The organism is Hymenobacter sp. BT559 (assembly GCF_016427535.1).
Lineage (GTDB): Bacteria > Bacteroidota > Bacteroidia > Cytophagales > Hymenobacteraceae > Hymenobacter.
Genome location: NZ_JAELXV010000001.1, coordinates 58134 through 84209, shown reverse-complemented (window position 1 = coordinate 84209; position 26076 = coordinate 58134). Strand labels below are relative to the sequence as shown.

The 26076-nt window shown below is 57.5% G+C and carries 24 protein-coding genes; 8 read left to right on the top strand and 16 right to left on the bottom strand.

The features are described 5' to 3' along the window. Positions 1 to 15: 15 nt before the first annotated feature. From rny to radC, 7 genes are all read right to left on the bottom strand, one after another. Complete coding sequence (rny, locus tag JAO77_RS00405; RefSeq protein WP_198988300.1) at positions 16 to 1716, bottom strand: ribonuclease Y; 1701 nt, start codon at positions 1714 to 1716, stop codon at positions 16 to 18. A gap of 126 nt (positions 1717 to 1842) precedes the next feature. After that, positions 1843 to 2136: a cell division protein ZapA gene (locus JAO77_RS00400; protein ID WP_198988299.1), complete on the bottom strand. Its 294-nt coding sequence runs from the start codon at positions 2134 to 2136 to the stop codon at positions 1843 to 1845. A 37-nt stretch (positions 2137 to 2173) separates the two neighbouring features. Beyond that, on the bottom strand, positions 2174 to 2473 hold the full coding sequence (locus tag JAO77_RS00395; RefSeq protein ID WP_144850866.1) for a hypothetical protein: 300 nt from the start codon (positions 2471 to 2473) through the stop codon (positions 2174 to 2176). A gap of 333 nt (positions 2474 to 2806) precedes the next feature. Then, on the bottom strand, positions 2807 to 5845 hold the full coding sequence (locus JAO77_RS00390; RefSeq protein ID WP_198988298.1) for a M16 family metallopeptidase: 3039 nt from the start codon (positions 5843 to 5845) through the stop codon (positions 2807 to 2809). Between the two features lie 246 nt (positions 5846 to 6091). Then, entirely contained in the window at positions 6092 to 8509 is a 2418-nt protein-coding gene (pheT, locus tag JAO77_RS00385; RefSeq protein ID WP_198988297.1) for a phenylalanine--tRNA ligase subunit beta, read from the bottom strand. A 97-nt stretch (positions 8510 to 8606) separates the two neighbouring features. Then, positions 8607 to 9227, bottom strand: coding sequence for a DUF1684 domain-containing protein (locus tag JAO77_RS00380; protein WP_198988296.1), 621 nt, complete (start codon positions 9225 to 9227; stop codon positions 8607 to 8609). Between the two features lie 74 nt (positions 9228 to 9301). Beyond that, positions 9302 to 10045, bottom strand: coding sequence for a RadC family protein (gene radC / locus JAO77_RS00375; protein WP_198988295.1), 744 nt, complete (start codon positions 10043 to 10045; stop codon positions 9302 to 9304). Between the two features lie 114 nt (positions 10046 to 10159). On the opposite strand from radC, the gene JAO77_RS00370 reads away from it, so the two are divergent. From JAO77_RS00370 to JAO77_RS00350, 5 genes are all read left to right on the top strand, one after another. Then, entirely contained in the window at positions 10160 to 11404 is a 1245-nt protein-coding gene (locus tag JAO77_RS00370) for a metallophosphoesterase (protein ID WP_198988294.1), read from the top strand. Between the two features lie 70 nt (positions 11405 to 11474). Beyond that, on the top strand, positions 11475 to 12206 hold the full coding sequence (locus JAO77_RS00365) for a hypothetical protein (RefSeq protein WP_198988293.1): 732 nt from the start codon (positions 11475 to 11477) through the stop codon (positions 12204 to 12206). 114 nt (positions 12207 to 12320) lie between these two features. Beyond that, entirely contained in the window at positions 12321 to 13019 is a 699-nt protein-coding gene (locus JAO77_RS00360) for a carboxypeptidase-like regulatory domain-containing protein (protein ID WP_198988292.1), read from the top strand. Positions 13020 to 13138: 119 nt separating this feature from the next. Continuing rightward, positions 13139 to 14233, top strand: a complete 1095-nt coding sequence (uvsE, locus tag JAO77_RS00355; RefSeq protein ID WP_198988291.1) for a UV DNA damage repair endonuclease UvsE — start codon at positions 13139 to 13141, stop codon at positions 14231 to 14233. Between the two features lie 39 nt (positions 14234 to 14272). Further along, positions 14273 to 14623, top strand: coding sequence for a hypothetical protein (locus JAO77_RS00350; protein WP_198988290.1), 351 nt, complete (start codon positions 14273 to 14275; stop codon positions 14621 to 14623). 82 nt (positions 14624 to 14705) lie between these two features. On the opposite strand, the gene JAO77_RS00345 is transcribed toward JAO77_RS00350, so the two are convergent. From JAO77_RS00345 to JAO77_RS00320, 6 genes are all read right to left on the bottom strand, one after another. After that, the gene (locus JAO77_RS00345; RefSeq protein ID WP_198988289.1) at positions 14706 to 15131 is read right to left on the bottom strand and encodes a hypothetical protein; all 426 of its coding nucleotides are present in this window, start codon (positions 15129 to 15131) and stop codon (positions 14706 to 14708) included. Positions 15132 to 15322: 191 nt separating this feature from the next. Continuing rightward, positions 15323 to 15688 carry a hypothetical protein gene (locus JAO77_RS00340; protein WP_198988288.1) on the bottom strand — a complete coding sequence of 122 codons (366 nt, stop codon included), beginning with the start codon at positions 15686 to 15688 and terminating at the stop codon, positions 15323 to 15325. Between the two features lie 226 nt (positions 15689 to 15914). Beyond that, entirely contained in the window at positions 15915 to 16334 is a 420-nt protein-coding gene (locus JAO77_RS00335; RefSeq protein WP_198988287.1) for a hypothetical protein, read from the bottom strand. Positions 16335 to 16556: 222 nt separating this feature from the next. After that, a complete protein-coding gene (locus JAO77_RS00330) occupies positions 16557 to 19523 on the bottom strand; it encodes a T9SS type B sorting domain-containing protein (protein ID WP_198988286.1) in 2967 nt (988 codons plus the stop codon). A 486-nt stretch (positions 19524 to 20009) separates the two neighbouring features. Then, the gene (locus tag JAO77_RS00325; protein ID WP_198988285.1) at positions 20010 to 20279 is read right to left on the bottom strand and encodes a hypothetical protein; all 270 of its coding nucleotides are present in this window, start codon (positions 20277 to 20279) and stop codon (positions 20010 to 20012) included. Positions 20280 to 21115: 836 nt separating this feature from the next. Next, on the bottom strand, positions 21116 to 21343 hold the full coding sequence (locus tag JAO77_RS00320) for a hypothetical protein (RefSeq protein ID WP_198988284.1): 228 nt from the start codon (positions 21341 to 21343) through the stop codon (positions 21116 to 21118). A gap of 15 nt (positions 21344 to 21358) precedes the next feature. On the opposite strand from JAO77_RS00320, the gene JAO77_RS00315 reads away from it, so the two are divergent. Beyond that, positions 21359 to 21526 carry a hypothetical protein gene (locus JAO77_RS00315; protein ID WP_198988283.1) on the top strand — a complete coding sequence of 56 codons (168 nt, stop codon included), beginning with the start codon at positions 21359 to 21361 and terminating at the stop codon, positions 21524 to 21526. 399 nt (positions 21527 to 21925) lie between these two features. On the opposite strand, the gene JAO77_RS00310 is transcribed toward JAO77_RS00315, so the two are convergent. Beyond that, positions 21926 to 22294, bottom strand: coding sequence for a hypothetical protein (locus JAO77_RS00310; protein WP_198988282.1), 369 nt, complete (start codon positions 22292 to 22294; stop codon positions 21926 to 21928). A 449-nt stretch (positions 22295 to 22743) separates the two neighbouring features. Here JAO77_RS00310 and JAO77_RS00305 point away from each other — a divergent pair, with 449 nt between their 5' ends. Together JAO77_RS00305 and JAO77_RS00300 are read left to right on the top strand one after the other, a co-directional pair. Beyond that, the gene (locus JAO77_RS00305; RefSeq protein ID WP_198988281.1) at positions 22744 to 23427 is read left to right on the top strand and encodes a DinB/UmuC family translesion DNA polymerase; all 684 of its coding nucleotides are present in this window, start codon (positions 22744 to 22746) and stop codon (positions 23425 to 23427) included. Between the two features lie 912 nt (positions 23428 to 24339). Further along, entirely contained in the window at positions 24340 to 24636 is a 297-nt protein-coding gene (locus JAO77_RS00300; RefSeq protein ID WP_213019301.1) for a hypothetical protein, read from the top strand. A gap of 332 nt (positions 24637 to 24968) precedes the next feature. Here JAO77_RS00300 and JAO77_RS00295 read toward each other — a convergent pair whose 3' ends face one another. Beyond that, complete coding sequence (locus JAO77_RS00295) at positions 24969 to 25790, bottom strand: hypothetical protein (RefSeq protein ID WP_198988279.1); 822 nt, start codon at positions 25788 to 25790, stop codon at positions 24969 to 24971. A 21-nt stretch (positions 25791 to 25811) separates the two neighbouring features. After that, the gene (locus JAO77_RS00290; protein ID WP_198988278.1) at positions 25812 to 25958 is read right to left on the bottom strand and encodes a hypothetical protein; all 147 of its coding nucleotides are present in this window, start codon (positions 25956 to 25958) and stop codon (positions 25812 to 25814) included. Positions 25959 to 26076 lie beyond the last annotated feature (118 nt).

Below are 26076 nucleotides of genomic sequence, written 5' to 3'. Positions count from 1 at the left end.
ATCATGAGCTGCTACTTACTTCGCGTAAGCTACCGAGCGCATTTCTCGAATTACGGTCACTTTAATCTGACCGGGGTACTGCATCTCTTTCTCGATTTTCTGCGAAATTTCGAAGCTGAGCTCACCTGCGCGTTCATCGCTCACGTTTTCAGCATCCACGATTACACGTAGCTCGCGGCCGGCCTGAATGGCGTAGGTCTGGTTGACGCCCTTGAAGGCACCAGCTGTTTCTTCTAGCTGTTTGAGGCGCTTGATGTAGCTCTCCATCATTTCGCGGCGGGCGCCGGGGCGCGAACCCGAGATAGCATCGCAAGCCTGAATGATGGGCGAAATCAGGGCCGTCATTTCCATCTCGTCGTGGTGAGCGCCGATGGCATTCACCACATCGGGGTGCTCCTTGTATTTCTTAGCCATTTCCATTCCTAGGATGGCGTGCGGCAGTTCGGGCTCCTCGGTGCTCACTTTGCCGATGTCGTGGAGCAGGCCAGCGCGGCGGGCGTGCTTCACATTCAGGCCCAGCTCGGCAGCCATTGTGGCGCAAAGGTTAGCTACTTCGCGGCTGTGCTGCAGCAAATTTTGGCCGTAGCTCGAGCGGAAGCGCATGCGGCCCACCATCCGAATTAGCTCGGGGTGTAGACCATGAATCCCTAGGTCGATTACGGTGCGCTCGCCAATCTCGATGATTTCCTCCTCGATTTTCTTGGTCGTTTTGGCTACGATTTCCTCCACGCGGGCGGGGTGAATGCGGCCGTCTTTCACGAGCAAATGCAGCGAGAGGCGGGCAATTTCGCGGCGCACCGGGTCGAAGCCCGAGATGATGATGGCCTCCGGCGTGTCGTCTACGATAACCTCGACGCCCGTAGCAGCTTCTAACGCTCGAATGTTGCGGCCCTCGCGGCCGATTATTTTGCCTTTTACATCGTCGCTCTCGATGTTGAACACCGATACGCAGTTCTCAATGGCGTGCTCCGAAGCGGTGCGCTGAATGGTTTCCAGCACCACTTTCTTGGCATCCTTAGTAGCCGTGAGCTTGGCCTGCGCTACCGTGTCCTTGATGTAAGACGAGGCTTGTAGCTGCGCCTCGTTTTTCAGGCTTTCAACCAACTGTTCGCGAGCTTCGGCAGCGGTGAGGCCGGCTACTTTTTCGAGTTGGCTCTGCATCTCGTGCACAATCGTTTCGGCCTCCTGCTGCTTGGCTTGTAGCTCGGCCACGGCGACTTCGTGCTTGGCCTGCCGCTTTTCTTCCTGCTGCTCAAAGCGGGTACGCTGGTGCTCGGCATCGGCCTGCACCTTCTCGCGGGTGATTTCGAGCTCCTTTTCCTTGTGCTGGAGCACTTCGAGCTGCTTTTGGGTCGTGTCGGTGAGGTGCTTGATGCTTTGCTCCTGAGCTAGCACACCTTGGCGGCGCTCGGTCAGCTCCTGCTCTAAGGCGGTTTTTAAGCGCTGGCTTTCGGCTTCAAACTCGCGGCGCACGCGCTTCTGCTCCTGCTCGTACTCGTTCTTGAGATTGCGAAACTTATCCTTCGACTGCTGAATGCGCTCGTCGCGGGTGCGGGTGGCCTGGTTTTCGGCCTCTTCTAAAATCTGACGGGCTTTGGCTTGCGCCTCGCCCTCGTGGTCCTGGCGGGCTTTGCCGGCCAGTTGGCGGCCGATGACCAGTCCGCCAATTAAGGCAATGACGGCCGTCAGCACGCAATATAATAGGATGGATGACATGGAGTTATGGAAGTGAGGTGTTTCAAGACCATAGCCATGCGCAAGTTACCAGGCCAGGACTAGCGGGGCCGCTTGCCCCAGCTGGCCCGGCCGGGCCAACGAAATACGGGTGCTATCCGGCCGCCCCTAGGCAGCCAGCACCACGCCAGAAAGCAGTTCATCGAGGCGCGTCAGGCGCTCGGTGAGGGCTGCATCGGTTCCATCCTTTTCTTTGCTAACTTTCAAAGAATCAGCCATGGTGGCGAGGGCTACCATCGCCAGCAAGTCTTGTTTGTCCTGAATGCCATACTTTTCCCGATACTCGCGCAGCTGTTCGCTGAGCTGCCGGCCGGCTAGGCGCAGCCGCTCTTCGTCGGCCACGGCTACCCGCATGGGGTAATCACGGTCAGCGATGCGAATTTTGATAGCTAAGTCGTTCATAGGAAGGTAGTAGACAGTTCAAATAGGTGAAGGCAGGTTATTCCCTCAAATAGGCAAGGCACTTATCTATTTCGCGGATGTATTCGTTGAGGCGTTGTTTCAGCTCGTTGGCCTGGGTGGGTTCCCCGCCGGCTATAGTCTGGACAAGTTTAACAATATTTTCTTGGTTTTGGTACTCTCGCAACTGCTTTTCGCGCTCGCGGCCATCGGCGCGCAAATGCTCGATGGTGGTGCGGGCATCCGCCAGTTCTTCGCGCACCTGCTGATAGGCAGCCACTAAGGTGGTTACCTGCCGCTCTAAGCGGTCGAGTTGCGCGTGTTGCTGGGACGATGCCACGAGAAAATAGGAATTGCTCCGCGAAGTTAGCGCCTAGGTTGTAAGATAACGACTCTGATTCATCCAGAGCCCATTTTTGATACACTTCCCAAGCTTCGCGCAGCCAAGTTGTTGCTAACGGACCTTTCCTCAAAAAGCCAGCCACTGCGCCCTAGGTCGCTAACCCGGCCAGAATGGCACCTTGCGCTTAGCCGCGATGAACTCTGTGAGTCTACCTAGGGCCGGCGCCCATCACACTCAAGGGTTCATTCACCAACGCTTAGCTGCTAATTAAAAGAGCCCGCCGCGGGTAGCGACGGGCTCTTTAAGAAACCACTTGAAGAAGCGAGGTACCTAGGCGCTCTTCTTTTTGGTTTTAACCTTACGGCCGTTTTCTTCCGTCTTGGTTTTGCCATCGGGCATGTCGGTCGAGGGCGCGGCAGCAGGCGCGGCAGGCGCCGCCGAGGCTACAGGCTGTCCGTTCACGTCCAGCTCTACTACATCGTAGCCGAGTTCCGAGAGGCCGGGGAACGCCTTGGCGCGGTCGCCCACTACCACGATGTACATCTTGTCGCCGGGCAGGTATTTCTGCACCGAAGCCGTCACGTCCTCCTTCTTCAGGTTTTTGAGGATGTCGGCCTGCTGCGTCACGTAGTCGGGCTTGAGGTCATACTCCACGAGGCGCGACAGGAAGCCGGCTTTCTGCTGGCCGGTTTCGTAGCGCAGGGCGTCGCTCTGGCCCACCGAGCTTTGCAGGAAGGCCAACTCCTCATCCGAAATGCCGGTGCGGTAGTTGTTGATTTCCTTCATAAACTCCTTCACCGAGGCGGCCGTGGCATCGGCGCGCACGCCGGCTTGGGCCGTAAACGGCCCAGCAAAGCGTGTGCTGCGGTAGCCCGAGTTGGCGCCGTAGGTGTAACCTTTGTCTTCGCGCAGGTTTAGGTTGATGCGCGAGTTGAAGGCGCCACCTAGGAGGTAGTTGCTCAGATAAGCGCGGTAGTAGTCGCCGGTGGCATCGTAGGGCAGAGCCGTGAGATAGCCCACCCGAATTTCGGACTGCGCCGCGCCGTCCTTATTGATGAAGTAAATCTTGGTCTTGTCGGGCTGCGCTTGGGCTACCGGGGCGGTGGGCAGGGTCACGTTTTTCTGCGGCCACGCCTTCAGGAAGGCCAATGGCTGCTCGGCAGCAGCTTGGTCGAGGTCGCCTACAATGGTAAGGTAGCTCACGTTGGGCGCGTAGTACTGCTGGTAAAACTGCTTCACGTCGTCGAGCGTGATGCTCGTTACGCTGGCCGTAGTGCCATTGCTAGGCACGCCCATAATGTCATTCTGACCATAAAGCAGCTTCGAGTAGGCGTTGTTGGCAATTACTACCGGTTGCGTCACCTGGTTGGCAATGCCTTGCAGGGTTTGCTTTTTCACGCGGTCGAAGTCGGCCGCGTCGAAGCGCGGGTGCAGCAGACGCTGCTCGAGCAGCGCCATGGTGGCGGGCATGTTTTTGGTGAGCGTCTGCACGTACACCGTCGTGTTATCAGCGCCGCTAAACACTTGGATAGCGCTACCTAGGCGGTCGAGCGCGGCGGCAAATTCTTCGCTCGTGTACTTCTCCGACCCTTCATTCAGCATTTGGGCCGTGAGGGCCGCGATGCCGGCTTTGCCGGGCATTGCCTGCTCGAGCCGGTGCCCACCCCGGATGGTGAGCTGCATAGTAGCCGTCGGAATTTCTGTATTCTTAGTCCCGATGAGCTGCAAGCCGTTAGCAAACTTATCCTGCCAAATGGCGGGCACTTTCACCACCGGGTTGGCGCCGGCGGCAGGCTGCTTGCTGCGGTCGAAGGTATCCACAGCCTTCACGTACTTCAGGCCATCGTAGCCGTAGTTGGGGGCTTTGTAGCCCGCGGTCGAGGCCGTGTAATTGTCTTTACCGGCCACTTCATCGAGCTTGCCCTTGGGCACTACGCTCAAAATCACGGCGTGCTTACCCTGGATGTACTTGGCAAAAACGCGCTGCAAGTCGGCCTTGGTGATAGCGCGCAGCTCTTTCAGGTCGGTGGGCAGGCGGTTGGGATTGCCGAAGAACGTTTGGTTGGCCGCGAGTTGGCTCACTTTGCCTTGTACACTGGCTAGGCCGTTGATGAGCTGCGCCTCGGTGCTGGCTTTGTACTGCGCTACCTGCGCATCGGTCACGCCGTTTTTGGCAAACTCAGCCAGCGTCTTACGGAAGATGACTTCCGCGCTGTCGAGGCGCGTAGTGGGCGCGTTCAGCGAAATCAGGGCAAACTGACCACTTAGCTCAGAGTTTTGCTGGTAGGCCTGGGCCTGCACTGCCTTCTGGGTTTTCACCAGGTTTTTGTAGAGTAGCGACGTTTTTCCGCCACCAATGATGTCGGCCAGCGCGTCGAGCGCGGCCTCGTCGGGGTGGCCGTGGGGCACCGTCGGAAACACCATTTGCAGCATCGGGAAGCGCACATTGTCCTCGTAGCTCACGTAGCGGTCGGCGGTGAGCACGGGCGCGGGCAGTTTCTGCACCGGCACGGCCGGTCCCCGCTTGATAGGCCCGAAGTACTTCTCGGCGTACTTCAGCACTTGCGCCGCGGTCACGTCGCCACCTACGGTCAGGGTTGCGTTGTTGGGGCCGTACCAGCGCAAGAAGAAGTTCTTAAGGTCGTTGACGTTGGAGTTGTCTAGGTCCTTGAGGTAGCCGATGGTCAGCCACGAGTACGGGTGGCCGTAGGGGTATAAGGTCTTGGCAACGTACTCGCTGGCTAGGCCATACGGGCGGTTGTCGTAGTTCTGGCCACGCTCGTTCTTTACCGTAGAGCGCTGAATTTCAAACTTCTTCTGGCTTACGGCATCTAGCAAAAAGCCCATGCGGTCGGCTTCGAGCCACATGGCCGTTTCGAGCTGGTTGCTCGGCACGGTTTCGTAGTAGTTGGTGCGGTCCTGGTTGGTCGAGCCGTTGAGGTCGCCACCAGCGGCCGTCACGAGCTTGAAGTGCTGTTGGTCGCCGACGTGGTCGGAGCCCTGAAACATCATGTGCTCGAAGAAGTGCGCAAAGCCCGACTTGCCAATCTGCTCGCGGGCCGAGCCCACGTGATAAGTTACATCCACGTGCACCAGCGGGTCGGAGTGGTCTTCGGCCACCACCACGGTCAAGCCATTGGGCAGCACGTACTTCTCGTACGGAATTACCAACTCGCCAGACTTTTTAGTTACTTTTTCAACTAGGCGGGCCCCAGTGGCCCCCGTAGGCGCCTTCACCGTAGGCGGTTTGGGCGTGGTCGATTTGGCGCCGGCTGGCTTGGCCGCTGGTTTTTGCTGCGCCGACGCAGGCACTACGGCCAGCGCCAGGCCCAGCCCGCACAGCCACGGGTACAGAGTAGGTACTTTCATAAGAAGAAAAAGGATAAAAAAACCGGCCAAGGTGGGTAACCGGCCTGCAATGTTACTCGCCAAGTGGCCTTTAACATTACATCCAATCACCTTTTTTTACTGCTTAAGGATTGTTCTAAATCCCTAGGTCACTCAAATTGTCATAACACAAATAAGCTCCGCAGCAAAGGCAGCCAACGTCAATCAACGTTTGCTGCTTCTGCCACGGAGCTTAGCTGCGTCCTGCGTTTGCTTAAAAGAGCGCTATTACTTTCGAATCAGCGCACCAGCTTGCTTCTCAAACTGCTGAATTAGCTTCTGCATCACCTGGTCGATGGCTTGGTCGGTCAGCGTCTGGGTGGGGTCTTGCAGGGTAAAGCTCACCGAGTACGACTTTTTGCCCGCTTCGAGGCGGTCGCCGGCGTACACGTCGAATACGTTGAGGTCACGCAGCAGCTTCTTCTCGGTGCGCTGCGCGATGGTGCGCAGCTGGTCAAAGGTCACGGCCTGGTCCACGACCAGCGACAAGTCGCGGCGTACCTCCGGGAACTTGGGCAGCTCGCGGGCCACCAGCGTGGCCTTGTACTTCTTGAGCAGCCAATCCCAGTCCAGCTCGGCGTACCACACGGGCTGGCTCACGTCGAGGCGCTTGAGCACGGCTGGCGACACAGCGCCTAGGTTCACTACCGGCTGGTTTTGCACCAGTAGCGTGAGCCCCCCCGCCAGGTACGGGTGCTGCGTGGGCTGCGAGCCCGGCTGCGGATGACCTAGGGCCGCTAGCACCTGCTGCACCGCGCCCGCCACATCGTGGTACGCCGCCTTTTGCGAGGCGTGCTGCCAGGTTTCGGCGGTGGCGTTGCCGGTCAGGTAGATGGCCAGTACGTTCTTTTCCTTGTACTTGCCATTCTCGCCGAGCTGGTACGTCTTGCCAAACTCGTAGAGCTTGAGGTCGCGCTGGCGGCGGTTCAGGTTGTGGCGCACTACCTCCAGGCCCGACGTCAGCAGCGTGGGCCGCATGATATTCAGGTCCTGGCTATTGTAGTTCAGAATGCGCACCAACGACGCATCGGGCGCGTCGGCTTTCTCGAAGTACTGCGAGTTGGTGAGCGAATTGGTCAGTATCTCCGAGAAGCCCTGGCCGCTGAGCAGGTCGGCTATTTTCTGGCGCACCACTTCGGGGTCGGGGTTGGGGAAGCCCGACAGAAACGACGCCGAATTGTGCGGCTTCAGGGCTACGTTGTTGAAGCCGTAGATGCGCAGGATTTCCTCGATTACGTCGGCCTCCCGAGTTACGTCTACTTTATAAGGCGGCACGGCCAAGGTCCACTCATTGCCCGCGGCAGCCTCGATTTTGATACCTAGGCCTTCCAAAATTTCGCGGATGCGCTCCTCCCCTATTTCCTGGCCGATGAGCCGGGTCACACGGTCGAGGCGCAGGTGCACTTGATTGTTGGGGATAAGGTGCGGAAACTCGTCGACCACTGGCGCGGCGATGCGGGCGCCGGCCACTTCTTGCAGCAGCAGCGCAGCGCGCTTCAGCGCGGTGGGCACCATGTAAGGGTCGGTACCTCGCTCGAAGCGGAACGACGCATCGGTCTTGAGCCCGTGCAGCTGGCTGGTGCGGCGCACCACAGCCGGCGCGAAGTAGGCGCTCTCCAGCATCACGCGGGTGGTGTCAGTACTCACGCCCGAGGTTTTACCACCGAACACGCCGGCCAGGGCCATTGCTGCGCCGTTGGCATCAGCAATCACCAGGTCCTCGGCTTGCAGGCTGCGCTCCACGCCGTCTAGAGTCACGAATTTTTCGCCGGCTTCGGCGCGCTTCACCCGGATTTTGCCGCCCGTAATCTGGTCGGCATCAAAGGCGTGCAGCGGCTGTCCTAGCTCGTGCAGCACGAAGTTGGTCACGTCCACCACGTTGTTGATGGGCGAGAGACCGATGCTGCGCAGACGGCGCTGCAACCACTCGGGCGACGGGCCTACCTGTACATTATCAAGCAGCAAGCCTGCATAGCGTGGGCACGCCTGGTCGTCCTCAATGGTGACGGTGATAGTCTCGCCGCTCTCGGGCGCGGCGAAGGCGCTCACGTCGGGCAGGTGGGCGGGCTGGCCCAGCAGGGCGCGCAGTTCGCGGGCTACGCCGTAGTGCGAGGCCGCGTCGGCGCGGTTAGGCGTGAGGCCGATTTCAATCTCCGTATCCGACCCTAGGCCGAAATAATCAGCGGCGGGCGTGCCATCGGGCAAGTCAGTGTCGAGCACCATGATACCGGCGTGCGACTGCCCCAGGCCAATCTCATCTTCGGCGCAAATCATGCCCTCCGAAGCTGCGCCGCGGATTTTTGATTTCTTGATTTTGAACGGCTCGCCGGTGCTGGGGTGTAGCATAGCGCCCTCCAGGGCCACCACCACGCGCTGGCCAGCAGCTACGTTGGGGGCGCCACACACAATTTGGCGGGGCGTATCATCGCCCACAGCCACGGTAGTAAGGCTTAGCTTGTCGGCATCAGGGTGGCGCTCGCAGGTGAGCACCGTGCCCAGCACCACGCCGCGCAGGCCACCGGGCACGCTTTCCAGCTCGGTCAGGCTCTCTACTTCGAGGCCTGAGCTGGTGAGCAGCGCGCCTATTTCGGCGGCCGAAAGCGTAGTGGGGAAGAGCGTTTTAAGCCAGTCGAAAGAGATAGTCATTGCCAGAAAACGACGGCTTTTGGCGGCCGCCCGTAGTTCGGCAAAGGTACGGCGGGTTAGCAAGTGCTTGCAGCACCTGCTGCTCTGTTTGGTACACCTAGGGCTGAAACGTCTGCTCGCCGGCCGTCACGGGCACCGTCAGGCGGTTTTCAGCTAGCGGCAAGGGGCAGCTATACTCGTGGTTGTAGGCACAGTACGGGTTGTATGCCTGGTTGAAATCTAGCTCTATTTCGTTGGCCTCGGCGGGCGGCAGCGGCACGTCGATGTAGCGGCCGGCGCCGTAGGTCTGCTCCCCATTGGTAGGGTCGGTGAAGGGCACGAACAGCTGTTTGTCGCCAGCTTTTTGCAAAAGCGTCAGTTTCTGCGGCTTGCCGTTTAGCTCAAACTCGGCGGTGCCCCAGCGCTGGTAGCTCTCGGGCTTACCTAGGCTCATGGCCAGCGGCTGCGGCAGCAGCACCGGCTGCCGCACAAGGCTAGCCGTGACCCGAAACCCAGCCTCCGGCGCAAAGTAGCGCAGCCCGGCAAACGTGGGGCGCTGCGCATCCGGAATGGGCGAGTCGGCGGCCGTGTGCAGGGTTTGGTCTTTCTGGCGGCGCGCTTCGCGCAAGCGCCCTAGGTAGGCTTCATCGAGGGTTTGGGCCGGCTGCGTGCCCGACACGCTGTAGAGCACCAGCCCAAGTATGGCCAGCACGAGGCCGGCAATCCAGATTTTTCGCATAAACAAACTACTTCCCTTCTGTCCTACGTCAGTAGGACAGACCTATTGAGTAGTACAAACGTAACCTAGGGCAGCTACAGCAGCCCCTCGTCGGAAAAGCTGTAGTACCCTAGGTCGGTATAAATGAGGTGGTCGAGCACCGGCAAATCCAGAAAGCCGCCGGCTTCTTTCAGCTTCTTAGTCAGGCTGATGTCAGCGCTGCTGGGCTGGCGGTTGCCGCTGGGGTGGTTGTGCACCAGGATAATGCTGCTGGCCAGGTTTTCGAGGGCGTGCTTGAAAATCATCTTGGGGTCGGCCACGGTGCCGGCCACCCCGCCGCTGCTCACTTTTTCGGTGCGCATCACCACATTGGCGCGGTTGAGCAGCACTATCCAAAACTCTTCGTGGGGCAGGTCTTGCAGCTGCGGGCGCATCACGTTATAGATGTCACGCGAGCTAGTAATGATAGTGCGTCGGCCCGCGCCATTTTCTTTGCGGCGGCGGCCCAGCTCCAGTGCAGCCATTACGGTGATGGCCTTGGCCGGGCCGATGCCGGGGTGGCGGCACAGCTGCTTCAGGCTCAGGCGGGCTAGCTCGTTGAGGTCATTGTCTACGGCTTGCAGCATGAGCTTGCCCACGTCTACGGCCGTGAGCTTGGTGGTACCCGACCCTAGGAGGATGGCGATAAGCTCGGCATCGGACAGTGCCGCGCGGCCCTTCTGCATGAGTTTTTCGCGGGGGCGGTCTTCTTCAGCCCAGCTCTTAATACCAAAGCTGGTGGGCGTGGCGTCGGCGTCGGGGGCGGTGTCGTCTTCGGGCAGAAAATCAGCGGCTTCCATAAAGTGCTAGCGCAAGCAAGTCCAAAAGATAAAGCAAAATTTCGGGGCGTGCGTTAGCCACCTTAGCTTGCGGCGGCCAACTCTGGCGCCCGGCCGCCCGTTGGGTCTATCATCATGCGCAATCGCCTTCTATTTCGGATTCTTTTAGTGGCCATTCTGGTGGCCGAGGTATACGGCTACTTAGCCGTGCGCACCGCGTTTGCCCCGGCCACCACGGTGGGGCGGCGGGGGTTTGCTATCAGCTACTGGCTGCTTACACTGGGCATCTGGGCGGTGGGCCTTTGGGCCATGTTCACGCGCCACAAGGGCGAAAGCGAGTTCAAAAGTTATTTATTCATGCTGCCGCTGGCGCTGCTGGCGGGCAAGCTGGTCGTCATTTTTCCGCTGCTGCTCGAAGACCTCACGCGGCTGGGACGCTGGGCGGCTCGTGGCTTCAGCAGCCCGGCACCCGCGGCGGGTGCGGCGCCTCTTACGCGTAATGAGTTTATCAGCCGGCTGGCACTGGGCCTAGGGCTGGTGCCGGTGCTCGCCATCCTCTGGGGCATGGTGAAGGGCAAAACCGACTACACGGTGCGCCGCGTGGTGCTGCGTTACCCCAACCTACCCGCCTCATTCGAGGGCTTTAAAATTCTGCAAATCTCTGACTTGCACACGGGCTCTTTCAACGGCAGTACCGAGCCCATGGAGCGCGCCGTGGCCCTGATAAATGCCCAGCAGGCCGACCTCATCGTAATGACCGGCGACCTAGTTAATAATGTTGCCCTGGAGGTTGAGCCGCACATTCCGGCGCTGGCAGGCATCAAGTCAGACCTGCCGATTTTTTCCATCCTCGGCAACCACGACTATGGCGACTATGTGCAGTGGCCCAGCACGGCGGCCAAACGCGAAAACCTACAGCGCCTGGCCCAGAACCACGCCAAAATAGGCTGGAAGCTACTGCTCGACGAGAGCCACACCATCCGGCGCGGCGATGATGAATTTGCCATCCTAGGGGTGCAAAACTGGAGCGCCCACCCGCAGTTTCCGAAGCACGGCAAGCTGGCGCAGGCCCACGCGGCCAGCGGCAATGCGCCCTTTAAGTTGCTGCTCTCGCACGACCCTTCGCACTGGGAGGCGCAGGTGCTCGACTACAAGGATATCGACCTCACGCTCAGCGGCCACACCCACGGCATGCAATTCGGCATCAACCTGCCCTTCTTCAAGTGGAGCCCCGTGCAGTACTCCTACCCGCAGTGGGCTGGCCTCTACGAGCAGGGCCGCCAAAAGCTGTACGTAAACGTGGGCCTGGGCTACTTGGGCGTGCCCATGCGGACAGGCTTTCTGCCCGAAATCACAGTGCTGGAGCTGCGCCGCGCCTAGCGTGGCACCCGAAAAAACCTAGGTCCAGCTTTTTCGTTAAAGCGCCCCACACCCTATCCCTACTCTTGTCATGAAAAATTCCTTGTTGCTTTTCGTGGGCGCCGCTGCCCTTTCGCTGGCCTCGTGCTCGCAGGAAAAAACGACTGACACTACTACCTCGACCACCGCACCGGCCGATGCTACGGCCGTAGCCATGCCCGACACGGCGGCTTACCGCTCGCGCTCGAACCGGGTATCGGAGAAATTCATCTCGGATATGAAAATCACCGACCCCGCTATGCAGGGTAAGATTCGCACGGCCTACTACAACCGCTCGAAGCGCTACGGTGAGATGACGAGCAAATATGCCAGCGACACCACCGGCATGGGCGCCGCTATGCGCCAATACAATACTGATACCGACACCGAGTTCCAGAGCGTGCTGACCGACCCGACGCAGTACCAGTCGTACCAGTCGTCGCGCTCGACCTACGACGAGTCGAACTACATGGATAACGCCAACTCGACCGATGCCGCTTCGTCGGCCACTACGCCTTCCGACGATAGCAACATGAGCAGTGGCACCGGCAACATGAGCGGCAGCAGCATGGGCGGCGCCGTAAAGGAGTCGAAAACCAAGATGGAAAACGGCGCTAAAATCAAGCTCAAGGACGACGGCACCGTAAAAACCAAAGGTGACCTAGCCGGTGCAGAAGAGCTGAAAGACTCGAAAACCAAACTGGAAGACGGTTCGAAAATCAAAGTAAAAGGCGACGGCACCGTGAAGGTGAAAGACGCCAACGGCGACAAAACGAAACTGTAAAACCGAACGCCCAAAAGGCTTTGTTTGTCTATAAAAAGTCCGCGCCTGCAACGGCGCGGACTTTTTTTGGTTCTTTCGGTAGCAGTTTTGTAGCCTCATCGCCTTTTCGGGTCCGTGCGTCGCCTTTTTTCCTGTCCTTTCCTTCCATCGCACCTAGGGCTTTTCCTGGTGCTCCTTAGCAGCTTGCTGCTGAGCCGGGCAGCCTTGGGGCAGGCCGGTGCGCCTACGCCCACGGTGCGCGTGAGCGGCACCATCTCGGCGGCCGCCACTCGCGAGCCTATTCCGGGCGCTACGGTGCAGGTGCAGCGCACGCGCCGCGGCGTGGCGGCCGATGTAGAAGGTGATTTTCTTATCACGGCGCTGCCAACCGATACGCTGCTGTTTCGGGCCCTAGGGTTCAAGCCCAAGCGCTTTGCCCTCAGCGGCACTTCTCTGTCGCAGCTGGTAGTGCAAGTGGCATTGGTGCGCGACTCGGTGAAACTCAGCGAAGTAAAAGTAACGGCCGACCGCCCAGACCGCGCCAGCATCAACCGGGCGCTGCGCAACATGAAGCGCCCGGCGCCGGCCGTGGTGAAGGTGCCCAAGCGCCCCGCCAAGCCCAAGCCCCTGTTTGCGGTAGACTCGACTGCACCCAAGGCCGCCAAGCCAACTATTGCCGAATCGAACGTAGACTGGATTTACGACCAGTTTTCGCACGAGGGCAAAGAGCGCCGCAAGCTGGAGGCTGTGAAAGCCGCCGAAGCTGCCGAAAAAGCCCGCCAGGCCCGCAGCCAGTACAACAAAGCCTTCCGCGACAACCGGGGGTACGAGTAATTTTTAATGAGCAATTAATAAGGAGCAGTGAGCAGACCGCCAATTTCAGTCTGTTCATTGTTAATTGCTCACTGCTCACTGAAAACGTAGTGCCTACTTCTCGCGTAAGCTGAGAAGACATGAAAATAGGTTATCCCTGCGTTAATGAAACGCTCGAATGCAGTGCGGCGCGCACTTTCCGGCTGGCATCGTACACCCCCGAGCGGGTGGTAGAAGCCGTGGCGGCTAACCTGGCCTGCCTGCAGCAAATACTGGAATGGAACTTGGCCCACGGGCTGCTTTTTTTCCGCATGGGCTCGGGCATTGTGCCGTTTGGCTCGCACGAAATCAATACGTTTCCGTGGCAAACGCAATTTAAAAGCGAGTTTCGGGCCATTGGCGACTTCATTAAGGCGCACAACATGCGGGTGTCGTTTCACCCCGACCAGTTTGTGGTGCTCAACTCGCCCGACCCGGGTATTGTGCAGCGCAGCATTGATGAGCTGATTTACCAGGGCTCGCTGCTGGACTTAATGGAGCTCGACTCGACGGCCAAGCTGCAAATCCACGCGGGCGGGGCCTACGGCGATAAGGGCTCGGCGCTGGCGCGCTGGGTCGAAACGTTTCACACCATGCTGCCCGAGGAAGTGAAGGTGCGGCTGGTGGTCGAAAACGACGACCGCCTCTACAGCCTGCGCGAGTGCCTAAGCCTGCACGACGAAACGGGCGTGCCCATTCTGTTCGATAATTTCCACCACGAGTGCCTCAACTATGGCGAGCCCATGCACGAGGCCCTGCGCCTGGCCGCCGCCACCTGGCACCCCACCCGCGACGGCGTATTGATGATGGACTACAGCTCGCAGTCGCTAGGCGAGCGCAAGGGCAAGCACACCGATAGCCTCGTGCCTGAGCTGTTTCGCGGCTTCCTCACCGACCTAGGCGACCTAGACGTGGACATGATGCTGGAAATTAAAGACAAAGAAGCCAGCGCCGTGAAAGCCATCGGCATCTTGCGCGAGCTAAACTTGGTGCCAGCAGCCCCGGCCGGCTACGAGCCGCCCGTATTTGCCCCCCGCCCCTCGCTCACCGACGCTGAAGGCAACCAGATAGTGGCCGCCAAAAAGCCGCGCAAGAAACCAGCTAAACCTGCATCAGCTACCGAGGCTGCCCCAGCGGCCTCACCCAAGCCACGCCGAGCTGCCAAAGCAACTCCCCCCTCCGACCCTACTCTCTAAACCAACGCTCTAGGTAGACTTTTGCTACCAATTTTCCTCATGAACGACCTTCTTAAAGCTACCGTCTCGGGCCTGCAAAATGGCCTCACCAGCCTGCCTCTGGGCTCGGCCATGGACAACACCGAAACCTGGCAGCAGCAGTTTTTACAAAGTGGCCTGCCCGAGCTACAAGACATTGCCCGCGAAATGGGTAACCTACAATCGTTGCTCACCAGCGGCAACCTTGGCGCTACCCCTATCGGCAATTCGCTGGTAATGCTCGGCGACCAAACCAGCCAGGTAAGCCACCACGCCCCTGCCGACCTCAAAGCTGACCTGCTGAAGCTGGCTGATACCCTGCGGCGGCACGGCCACGAGCTGCTCGACCACGCTGCCAAGAAGGCTCGCTAGCCACCACTCTTCAGCAGCCTACAGCTAAAAGCCCCGCTTGCCAGCACTGGCAAGCGGGGCTTTTAGCTGTAACTAGCCTAGCTTAATAGGGGCCGGCTGGCGTAAGGGGCGCCTGGGCTGGGCGGCGGTAATTCTGCAGCACATTGCTCGAATTGGAAACGCGGCTGCGCGTGGGCACTACGTCGCTCGACTGGCGACCGCGCTGCATCGGTATGAGGGGCTGCTCGCGCACGTCGGGCACGCTATTGGGCGATAGCTCGGGCGTGCCCGCCAGCGGGGTCGAGTCGATGGGCAGGCGGCTGGGCTGGGCGTCGTTGCTGGTAAGCGTGCGTTGCACCTGGGTGGGACCCTGAATAGTGCTTTGGTTAAGCGCCGGATTCACGGGTGGTACCGAAGTTTGGTTTTGGGCCCCGCCCCGCATGGGAGCCGAAGGGTCGAAGGGCACCGTTTGGGCCTGCACCAGTGCGGGGGCGGCACCTAGGGCCAGCAGGAGTAGTAGGGTTTTCATAGTAGCAGCGTAAATGCGTCGGATTTTAATGATTTTCCTTCCCTAGGGTCGCCAAGCAACACCGTAGCTCTTAGGGCTATTCATTATACGCATTTGACACCACAACGTTCTTTAAAATAAGTATTTACGCAAAAGGCCGGCCACCTCTGCAGGTGGCCGGCCTTTTATAGGTTTTTGGCTACGCCAACGGACTACATGGTGCTGGGGGCCGTGGTCGTCGTTTTGGTTTTCCGCGTGGCTTTGCGGTTGTTCATCTTAGTTTTACGGTCCATTTTGCCGGTGCCGTCCATCGTGCCAGTGCCGTTCATGTTGCCCTGGTTCATGGTGCCATTCTGCATCGTGCCGCTGGTGGTGCCATTTTGCATAGTACCGCTCTGCATAGTGCCAGTGGTACCCGAAGTGGTGCCGCTCTGCATCGTGCCGCTGGTGGTGCCGCTCTGCATGGTGCCAGTCGAGCTACCTGGTGTGGTAGTGGTGGTCGGCGTAGTTTGGGCAAAAGCTACAGTGCTCAAACAAAAAGCGCAGGCGGCGGTCAGGAAAAGCTTGGTGGTTTTCATGGTAATAGCGATTTAAAAGTGGGTGGGTAAAGCAGCTTGCAATAGGCAGCCGCTTAGTTGCAGGCCGTATACGGTAGTAGGTTGCTTAAGGGCTACCATAAGCCAAGATTTTGTTAGAAATAAATCACTTAACTTATACTTAACAGGATATTAATAAGCTATAAAAAGGCCCGGCTGCACTAGCGCAACCGGGCCTTTTTATAGCTTATTAACCAATGGATGCTACCTAGGGGCGCACGGTTTTGGTAGTGGTGTTGGTGCGGCTGCCCGTAGTAGTGCGGCGCGTGGCGCCCGGCGTCACGGGTACGGCACCGGCTGGGCGAGTAGCATCGAGCGTAGCATTCGGTACGGTGGTCGTACCCGACGAGTTAAGGGTGCCTGGCACGGTACCTACCGGCGTAACACCAGCAGGAGTAGTTACGCCGGCGGGTACCGTGCCGGGCGTAGTCAGGGTGCCATTCATAGTGCTATTGGGTACGGCGCCGCTAGTAGTGCCGCTAACCACGCCCGGCTGGCCTGGGGTCATTGCACCCGGGGCGGTAGGCACGGGGGTAGCGCCCGGCGCTACAGGCACAGTTTGGGCGAAGGCGGTGGTGCTTAGACCTAGCCCGAGCAGGGCGGCGAAGGCAAATGCAGTGGTTTTCATACGTGAATTCAGGATAAGGAGGGGACGAAAAAAGACGTCTTGCCAAGCCGCCTAGGCTAGCTCGACACGGCCTTTTTTACGAGAACCACCTCATTTGGTCCATGAATTTCTAATGAGGAAAGCTAAAGTAAGCCAGTAGCCCATGGAATTACCGAATGACAAACCTCTATTATACAATCATTTACATATTGTCCAACCTTATGTGAAATTTCTTTGACTTTCTTAGCGGGCCACTTCTACCCAGCCCTTGTAAGTGCGCTTGGTAGCGGCAAAGTCCGCAAATTCAACCTCGGCCAGGTAATAGTAGAGGCCGTTGGACACCTTGCCGCTGGCCCCTGCCTCGCTGAGCGGGCCGCCGCCGTCCCAGTTGATGTAGGGGTCCCGGTCGCTCTCGTACACCTTGCGGCCCCAGCGGTTGAAAATCTGGATGTGGGTGCGCACGATGGGGCTGGCCGTTTTGGGCCGGAACTTCTCGTTGAGCTCGTCCCCGTTGGGAGTGAAGATGTTGGGCAACAGGAAGAATACGCAGTTGTCCTGGCAAGCCACGTTGCTCAGAGCGCTGCGCACCTTGGCCGCGTTCACGGCCTGCACCACGTAGCAGCCCGCCCCGCCCGTGTTGCCGGCCGGGTTCAGCGGCACCTGGTGCAGATAAGTATACTGCGTGGTCGAGTCGATGAGGATAAAGGCGCCCTCCGGGGTGGGGCGGTAGTAGATGCGGAAATACGCCACGTCCGAGCTACAGCCGTCCGGCGTGTTACCTAGGGTCCAGCGCAAGCGGTTCTGATAGCGCTGAGCAGCAAAGTTAAAATTCGAATCTCGCTGGTCGAGGTCCGCCAAGCTGTCGCAGTTGATGGGCGCGACGGTCAGCACCGGCGTGCAAGGTGTAGGGATGAGCACAGCGCATTGCTGTTGGCTGCGGTTGAGTAGGTTGGTCAGGATTGGCTGACCGAGCGAGTTGGACGGCGTAGCGTACTGACCATTCGTTTGCACGTAGTAACAGTACGTTTCGCCTTTGGTAAGGCCACGGTCGGTGTACGTGGCGCTGGTGGCCCCGGCGCCGGGCGTAAGCGTAGCGACTTGGGTGTAGGGCCCCGTGTTAGCACTACCCGTGCGGCGGAAAATGAGCGTGGGCCGGGCGCTGTTGTCCCACGGCACCTGGTAGGTCCAGGTCAGCGTGTTTAGGCCCGCGTTGCCATCGGGCACCAGGCGCAGGCGCACGCTGCTGGCTAGCTGCGAGGTCTCAGTGGTTTCGGCGCTGCCCGGCTGCGGGGCGGCCGCGCTAAAGAAAACCAGCTGGTAAGTGTACTGCACATCCTGGGTGTTCAGCGTGGGGTCGCTGTCTACATAGGTAGTGTCGGCCAGACTGGTTTTGGTGGTTACCAGCGTAAAAGGAGCGGCTCCGGTGGCGCTGCGGCTCAGGCGGTACCCTAGGGGCGCGTTAAAGCTGCCACCCGCATTAGGACGCGGCTGCGTCCACTTAATGGCAATCTGCCCGTTGGTGGCCGCCGTCGTTAGTATATCCACGTTGGTGAGCTGCGCCGAACGGCCCGAAAGGGTTAGGCACGCCTCGTTTGAGGCCAGACTGGCCCCGCCCGCCGGCAGCGGAAACGTGACGTAGATGCGGTACGAATAAGTACGGCCCCGCGGCAGGCCCGCGCCGCCATTATCGTCGGTGTAGGCCGTCAGGTTGGCCGGCACGCTGGCAATGCGCGTGTAGCCTGCCGCCGCCGGAATCCCCGTTTCGCAAGCGCTTGGGGTAAACGGATAGCAGTTCTCGCGCCGGTAAATCTGGATAGTGGGCAGCACGCCGGGCTGGCTAGACGTCAGGCACGGGTAGCGGTCCCACGTTAGCAGCACCCGCTCGCCAGCCAAGGGCTGCGCGCGCAGGTTGGTTGGCGGCGGGCCTACTACGGTCACGCGCCACGCTTTCTCGTCTATTAGCGACTGGTCGGCCGAGGTGACGGGCGGAGTATCCTGCGCCTTAAACACCACTATGTAAGGCTGGTTGGCGATGTTTTCGCACTGCGTAGCCCAGGTAAACCGGCCCACCGCCCGCGGTGGGCCCTGGGTGGTCTGGGTAAAGGTGGCCGGGGGCAGCGGCCCCCCATAAGCCATAAGCTGCACCGCCGTGGCCGGTGAGCCAGGGCCACTGCCATCTACTGCGGTTACGCTTTTACTCAGCACGGTGCCCGCCACCACACACGTGTCCTGCGGAATGGTAATAGTGGGGCGCAGGTTAGTAGTCGCCGATACTATTATCTGCATGTCGCGCAGCACTTCTCCGCGCTTGATGTAGGCACCTAGGGGGTTCTTTCGCCACTCCTCTACTATAAAAGCAACGTTGTAAGTACCCAAGCGCAGCGGAGCGTTCCAGACTATCTGGCCCGTGCGGGCATTCATTTGAAAAGTAGCCGTGTCGCCAATCTGCGCCAGTTCTACGCCGTTATTATCCTTAAAGGATACCTGAACCGGCCGCTGCGCCCCTACGCTATAAGCTTGGCTATTCGGATACTGAAAACCAGCGCATATCACGTGGTCGGGGGTATACGTGGCCGGCAGCGCACTCACATTGGTATACGTCAGCGACCGCTGGCTGTACATCCGCCGGAAAGCCAAGGAGTCGCCATCGGCATCGTAGGCAGCTGGGTTGTGCAAGAACACCTGGCCCGCCGCCGCCCGGTCGATGGCCGGGGCCCGCAGTACTGGTAACCGGTTGGCACCTAGGCCAGGGTCAATGGTGATAACGGTACTGAGGTAAAACGTCTGCGTATCCGAAGCCGTCATGTTTACCACCCCCCTAGGGCGGTTCGCCTCAATAAAGCTCGCGGTATAGCTGCCCGACCCCGGGTAGGTATGCTCGAAATAGAAGATTATCCGCGTCGTTTGCGGAGCAACGGTGACTTCGCTAGTCTGCTGAATAACATCGCTGCGCTTGCCATCGCCGAAGAAAAGGGTTGCCTCTTTCTGCTCTGCGTTACCAGGGCTTGAATCGCGGTAGAGCGTAAGCTTAAAGAAAATCCGGTTTGGGTTACGGGTGGGCGTCGTGTCCACCTTGGCCTGAATATCGCCAGCCCGTAGGTGCGACGCGTGCGCAGCCCTAGGTAGCATCAGCACTAGCCCAGCCAGTAGCATGGCCCAAAGCCACAACTGGTACCGGCCAACCCACTGTGGAGAGGAAAAAGAGGGCATAAAGCAAAAAGTATATAATTTAGAATCAAATTATTGTCTTGTTAGCACAACAGTCAAACAACTGTTGGTCCTTCAACTTGTAGGATGCGCTCAACGAAGGCTGGAGCTAGTATGCAACGCTCATTCTTCATTTAAATTTCATAAATCAGCCGAAACGTAATTTTCCGCTAGACCTTTTGCTAGCGGGTCCGCTGCACAGCCCCATCAAACTTCTGTAAGGCCTGCCTGGCAGCTTGCGCTATCCTATTGTTCTACAAGGTAGGCCGTGAGTTGTTCACAGTAGCACAATAAGATGCGCCTAATAGTTGGTAACATGTCTAGACGAAAAAAGGCCCTGAGCAATACTGCCCAGGGCCTTTTCAGTGGAGATGCAGGTACTTCATGAGAGCAGTTGCAGAGGAGCAGGAAAAGGGCAAGTGCAATAACTTAGGCTCAGGTAGATGCCAATTGTTTTCGCCCTACTTGATGCTGTAGGTGCTGCACTTCTTATTGTACGAGCCGCGCCTCCTGCCGAAAGGCCTGTACACCCTGCGCCAGCCGGACTTGGGTAGCCAGCTGCCAAGACGGCAAGAGCTGGCTTTCTACTTGCGCCGCGTACGGTTGCTGCAACCAGGCGGCGGCTTCTTCAGCTGTGTAGAATAAGTTGATGACTAGCGTCGGTAGCCGGTTGACCACGGTCTGCGCTTGGCGGCCAGCCAAGAAAGGCGCGCTTACCCAGGCTACCTGCTCCACCCCCACTAGTGCTAGGTAGGGCAAGAACTCCTCTTCTAACCAGGTCCCTACCCGTTCTCCAACCGCGGCCACTTGGAGATTACTATTCAGAATGCGGGCGTAAGGACGCGTGAGATAGCATTGTGCCACCGCAACACAGGCCTCCTGCATGGCGGGTAGCAAGAGGTTCCCCCTCCATTCTAGGTAAAGCCCGTTATAACGTGCGTCGTAGTAAATAGCCAGACAAGAGGTGGTATTAAGCAGTTGCAATTGCATAAATAGTAGATAGAAGGGCAGAATAAAAAGATGCGTACTTATTAGCGCACAAGATATTATATACTGAGTTAAACAACTAATTATTATATTAACACAATGTCCTTTGCTGCTATTAATGCCGAGCGAAAAGACGCATAGTGGGCGTCACGAAATGAATTTTCTACATCACTCAACTGCCGAAATAGCACTAAATGCGCAGTGAGTTGAGCCAAGCCTTAGCCTAGTTGAAGCTATAGCCCGTGCCACCCGTCACCCCAAGTCAACTACCGAGCAGCCACTCATACAACAGCTGTGGGAGTACCACCCCAGCCACCATTAGTAGTATGCCTCTCACCCGAGTAGGGTCCTCGTCTCGCAAGAGTATTTGAATGCCCCACACCTCTAGCAAAAGGAATAGCAGCATGAGCAAGAGCAGCCCGACAGGCGCATACTTATACGACAGCGGATTCTCTACTAGCAAGAGGGTCAACAGCATAGCTCAAAATTACTTCACCCCATGCCTACCCCCAACCCAGACACCCAGTGCACCAACTGCGGTGAAGTGCTGAGCATTTACCACCACTGCTGGCGGTGCCACTGGCCCCCGATGGACCCCACCCAGGATGCTAGCGCAGAAATTCCTTCAGGAACCAGCATATGAATAGCAAAAACCCTAGGCCCATCATGAGCGCTAAGGTGCCAGTGCCTTTATGCCCGTCGCGCAGTAACCTGATACCCCCGCGTAGCAGCAACAACCCCGCGGCGGGAAACAGCAACACCAGTGCCAGTCCGGCGAGTACCGGTCCCACTAGCGAGCCGTTGATAATAGGCGAAAGCAGGGGAGCACAAGGCATCTTCAAAAGTAACTGATGAGCCCCTACGATGCCCCCGCTGTGTCGGCTGGCGAAATAGCCGACTACCTCGACCAGCTACAGCAGCGCATCCAGCCCGATTGCGATAGCGCCAACAACAGTGCCCGCCACCATCAACCAGAACAGAAGCTTTATCATGTTGCCCAAGAAGACCCGCTTAAGTAGCCAGTTGGCGAACGCCACAAAGCCTACCACTACTGCTACGATGGCGAGCGCCCAGTAAAAGGGGATGGCGATTGCATTAGATGCAGAAAGCAGAAGCGTCAAGGGCACAGCCCAAAATTACATCGGCTACTGCTGTGCACTGCCTCCCGAGAATCACTAGCCCTTCTTTTTAACAAACTTGTAAATCAGGCCTATAGCCAATATGAGCACAAAAACCGGCAGCAAGGCCATTGCAAGAACCTCGAAGAGAATACCAATAGTCCCGCTTATATCAAGCGCGTAGGCCCCGACGGGGAACCCGACTAGCAGCATTACTATGAGCCATACACTTCTACGGTCTTTCATCCCGCTAAACTAATGCTGCGCACCGCCGCCCGAGTCGATGTCAACCAGCCCTCCTTACTGTCGCTTTGTGAATATAAGGGTTGTGGGTCCAGCAGGACCACCATTGCCACTGCCAGGGTAGGTAGTTGTAAGGATGTACCCTTGCTGGGCTAGCTCTACTAATAAGCTGCGTGTGTATTCGGCACTTCCATTAAAGAAGTTGGTTTCGCCTTTCTCTTTCAGCTGCTTGAAACCGAACTCGCGCAGTTCTGGCTTGCTACCTGCACGGGCAATATGGACTTGTAGTAGCCCATAGCTTTCTACCACTTTCACCACCACAATATCTGCCCCACCCGTCTGTGCCTTTACTGGCTGCGAAGCCAATGCCACCAGGCACGCCCCCAAGAATAAGAGTTTTTTCATGGTCGCAAAGTAATGCTCCAAACTGCTGCCAGAGTCGATGCCAACCCACCTGCAAGCTGCCTAGCCTAGGCTCTACTTAATAGTGGGAATGCCAAGAACTAGCCCGACGAGCGCGCCGGCCAGCAGGCCGGCAAGGCCAAAGATGAAACAAACCGCGTAGCCGCTGATAGCCAGTCCCACGACACCGATTACAACGCTTAGCAGGCAGGCACAGCCTAGTACACACGCACAGATAGTGAAAACCTTCATGGCCACGAATATACCCGACACTATTCCCCAATCCCAGCCCGCACCGCGGGCTACCGCATAGTAGAGCCCACCGATGGCCGCAGCGCCGGACGTGGGCCCTGAGCCAAGTAGGTATCGGTGATGTGTAGGGCATCGGCCGCCAATACGCACAGAAGCTTACGGCGGCTGGCATTGACTCGGCTGCCGACCTCTCCAAGGTCAGCGAGGCCTGGGCCCGCAAGATGCTCGGTGGCGTGGTGGGCGCCCGCCTCGTACGCGAATTGCAGGGCTACCCGTGTTCGGGCCTGCACCCGAGTGAGGACGGCAGTTTGAGCCGGCAGAGCATCAGCTGCTCGCTCACCTTTGGCCAACCGCTCACCGGGCACGCTGATGTGCAGGCGGCCGTGGTCTCCTTTCTGACGCGCGCCGCCGAGAAGCTGCGCGCACACGGCGAGCAGGCCTACGTGCTAACGGTGTACGTGCAGAAGAACCGCTTTGACCCGAAGGTGCCCCCACCCTACTCGCGCCCTGTCACCCTGACGCTGCCTGGCGGGCCCTCGGCTGATACGCGCGTGCTGGCTCAGTACGCGGTTCACCTGCTGGGCAAAATCCTAGAGCCGGGCTGCACCTACCACAAGGCGGGCGTGGTGCTCGATGAGCTGGAGCCGCTCACGACGGGCCAGCAGTTGGGATTATTTGCACCCGCCGCGCCGGTGGCCGAAGCCGCGACGAAGGTAAGTGCCGACCGGCCGCAGCTCATGGCCACGCTCGATGGGTTGAATGCGCGCTTTGGGCGTGGCGTGGTGAAGTTGGGGAGTTCGGTACCGACGACGCTGGTTAGTGGATGGGCGCCCTGGCAGGGCCAGGCGCAGTGGCAGTCGGGGGCATTTACGACACGGCTGGAGGATTTGCTGACGATTAGCTGAAGGGTGCCCTGCGCTGGCTGGCCGACCGACTGAGCTGGCCACCCGAGCGGCTGCGGCTGGTGGTGTGGGTGGTGAGCTTGGTGCTGGCATGCTTACTAGCTATTCTTTCTGCTGACAGGCTGTAATTTAGCGGCGATGAAACATCTCCTCTACACACTGTTAGCCCTAATTAGCCTCTCTAGTTGCTCGGACAATGCTCCTGCACCTGCGCCCTCCCTAATGGGTGATAGCTGGACGCTCCAGTCCAGCATCACCGTGGCTACCCCGAAAGGCAAGGCTCCCGAGACGCCGGTTAATTACCCCATAACGGAAAAGGTGACGCTACGCTTTCACACCGCAACCTCCTTTTCCATGCGGGTTACGCAGCCTGATAGGGGCGCTAATGTTATAGATGGCGAATATACCTACCAGGGGCAAACACTTGCATTCGCGGCCATTATCAGTTGGCCCACCCCTTTTGTCAGACCGCAAACAGTACAGGTAACCGAGCTCAGCGCTCAGAAACTGGTTACAGTAAGGCACTGGGAAAACATTGATATTGGGGATGGCTATTATGAGCCCACAAACTACGTTACTACCCAAACCTATACTAGATAGCACAAACAAAAGCCCCGACCTGACTGGCCGGGGCTTTTTTGTGCAGCCTGTGCTCGCCATAAAATATAGTGAACAATACGCATCTGATATAATATATACTTAATTAGTATTTTTTACTACCCACTAAACGCTTAGCTGTGGCAAAGTACTTAGTGCGCCGTTCACAACCTCACCTCCTTAGCTATGACTACTCTCTTGGAATCGCCCCAATTCGACCTCTTACACGACCCTGGCTGCGACTGCCTCTATGCCATTTGGCGGGGTCATCATAGTCCTGCTCGCACGCAAGCCAACTACAAGCAAATCCTACGCAGCATGCAGACGACACATAGCAAGCGGTTACTCAATGATACCCTGCTAGACCAAGATGGGTGGCAGGAGCTAACTAACTGGATTGCCCAAGATTGCTTTCAACATCTAGCTGAGCAGGGGTTAACATTGGCTGCCTGGGTATTGCCTCGCAATCGAGAAGCACTCTATGCCGCGCGCAAGGTGCTGGACAACATAATGGAACCACTCGTTGAAACCTTTGATGATGCAGAAGCCGCTTACGCCTGGCTACATCAATGGCCGAAGCTAAGAAAAGGGACTGTTCCACCAGTACCCTTATAGCGCCACGTAGTGATATCAACCTCTTTTATCGCAACGATAAAGGCAGAGGCTTCTTTGTGGAAGTGGGTACTGATGCGGACTGGGGGCAGGCGGTAGTGCTGTGCAGCTTTGTAAGTAGCGGGCTACTGGAGGAATATGCGCATGAGGTGCGGCTGCCGGAGTGAGCTGGCCACCAGAGCGGCTGCGGCTAATGGTGTGGGTGCTTAGTGTAGGAGTTGCTTGCTTACTACTTATTGTTAATTGGAAATAAGCCCAGGGTGCAGCCTATTTGCACACCTAGCACAAACAAAAAGCCCCGGCTGGTTAAAGCTGGGGCTTTCTTATATTGTTAATTATTCATTTCTATTTATTTCTATCTTACTCAAAAATGGCAGAGAGCCCCTCCCTTTAACCCCTATACTACTTTCTACATACTTACTAAATGTTCGCAATAAAATAACAATGATATCATTCATTAATTGGGCTATTTCATCAATGCTTACTACGCTATAAGTAAACGGGCCTTTTTGCCTGTTTTCACTCTTAATGAAATGAAGGCTTAAATCACTTATTCCTATTTCCCTGTCTTCTTTAGCCTCTATGATAACGGGTTGTGTTGAAATCATTCGTACACCATCAACTTCTTGCGCAGGCCGTGGCGCTGCAGACGATGAGAGATAGCATGAAGTTACTGCGCTGCTATCAGCCTCACGAAAATACCATGACAAATCACCATTTAATGAGCCACGATTATCTGTATAATATTGCTGTATACGTTCATTTAAATGCTGAAAAGAATCCCTCGCCTTTGTTAGTAAATTAACAGTGTCGGCAATCCCATTATTTGATTCATCATCAAAAGTCAATTCTATAATTTCGATAAATCTTAATACCCTTTTGCTATGGTCAATTATAGTCCAAACATATCCTAGAATGTGGTCAATCCTTACATAATAGGCCATGCCATCCTTTTCGGAAAGCGACCCATCTGATATTTTAGTTAAACATTCATTTAAACGATGTGATGCCTCATCAAGTACTAGAAATGATAAGCGTATTCCATCTACAGCTAATGCTTTTTGAGAAGAAATTTGCTCATCTTTAGAAAAGGATAATAAAGCTGCTGAATACAACAAGACCCCAGTACCAGCATAAGAATTAATCAGTATAGACATAGCCTTACAAAGTTTAATTGCCTACTTCCTAAACCACTTCCCCCACTGCTCAGGCGTCACGTTGGTAGTGCGCCCGTTGCCAAGGCAGATAACTACCCGCAGTACGGACACGGGGTCAGCACCTTTCTCCTTCGACGGCACAAGCACGTCTTGCTTGGTGCCATTCATAGCGAGTGCCTAGCACGAGGACAGCATAGCTATTGCTCACAAAGGCTCGGCCAATGGAGGTGAATATTGCAGCCATCGTTTAGGGCAGCAATTACGAGCCTGAACAACAAATTTTTTA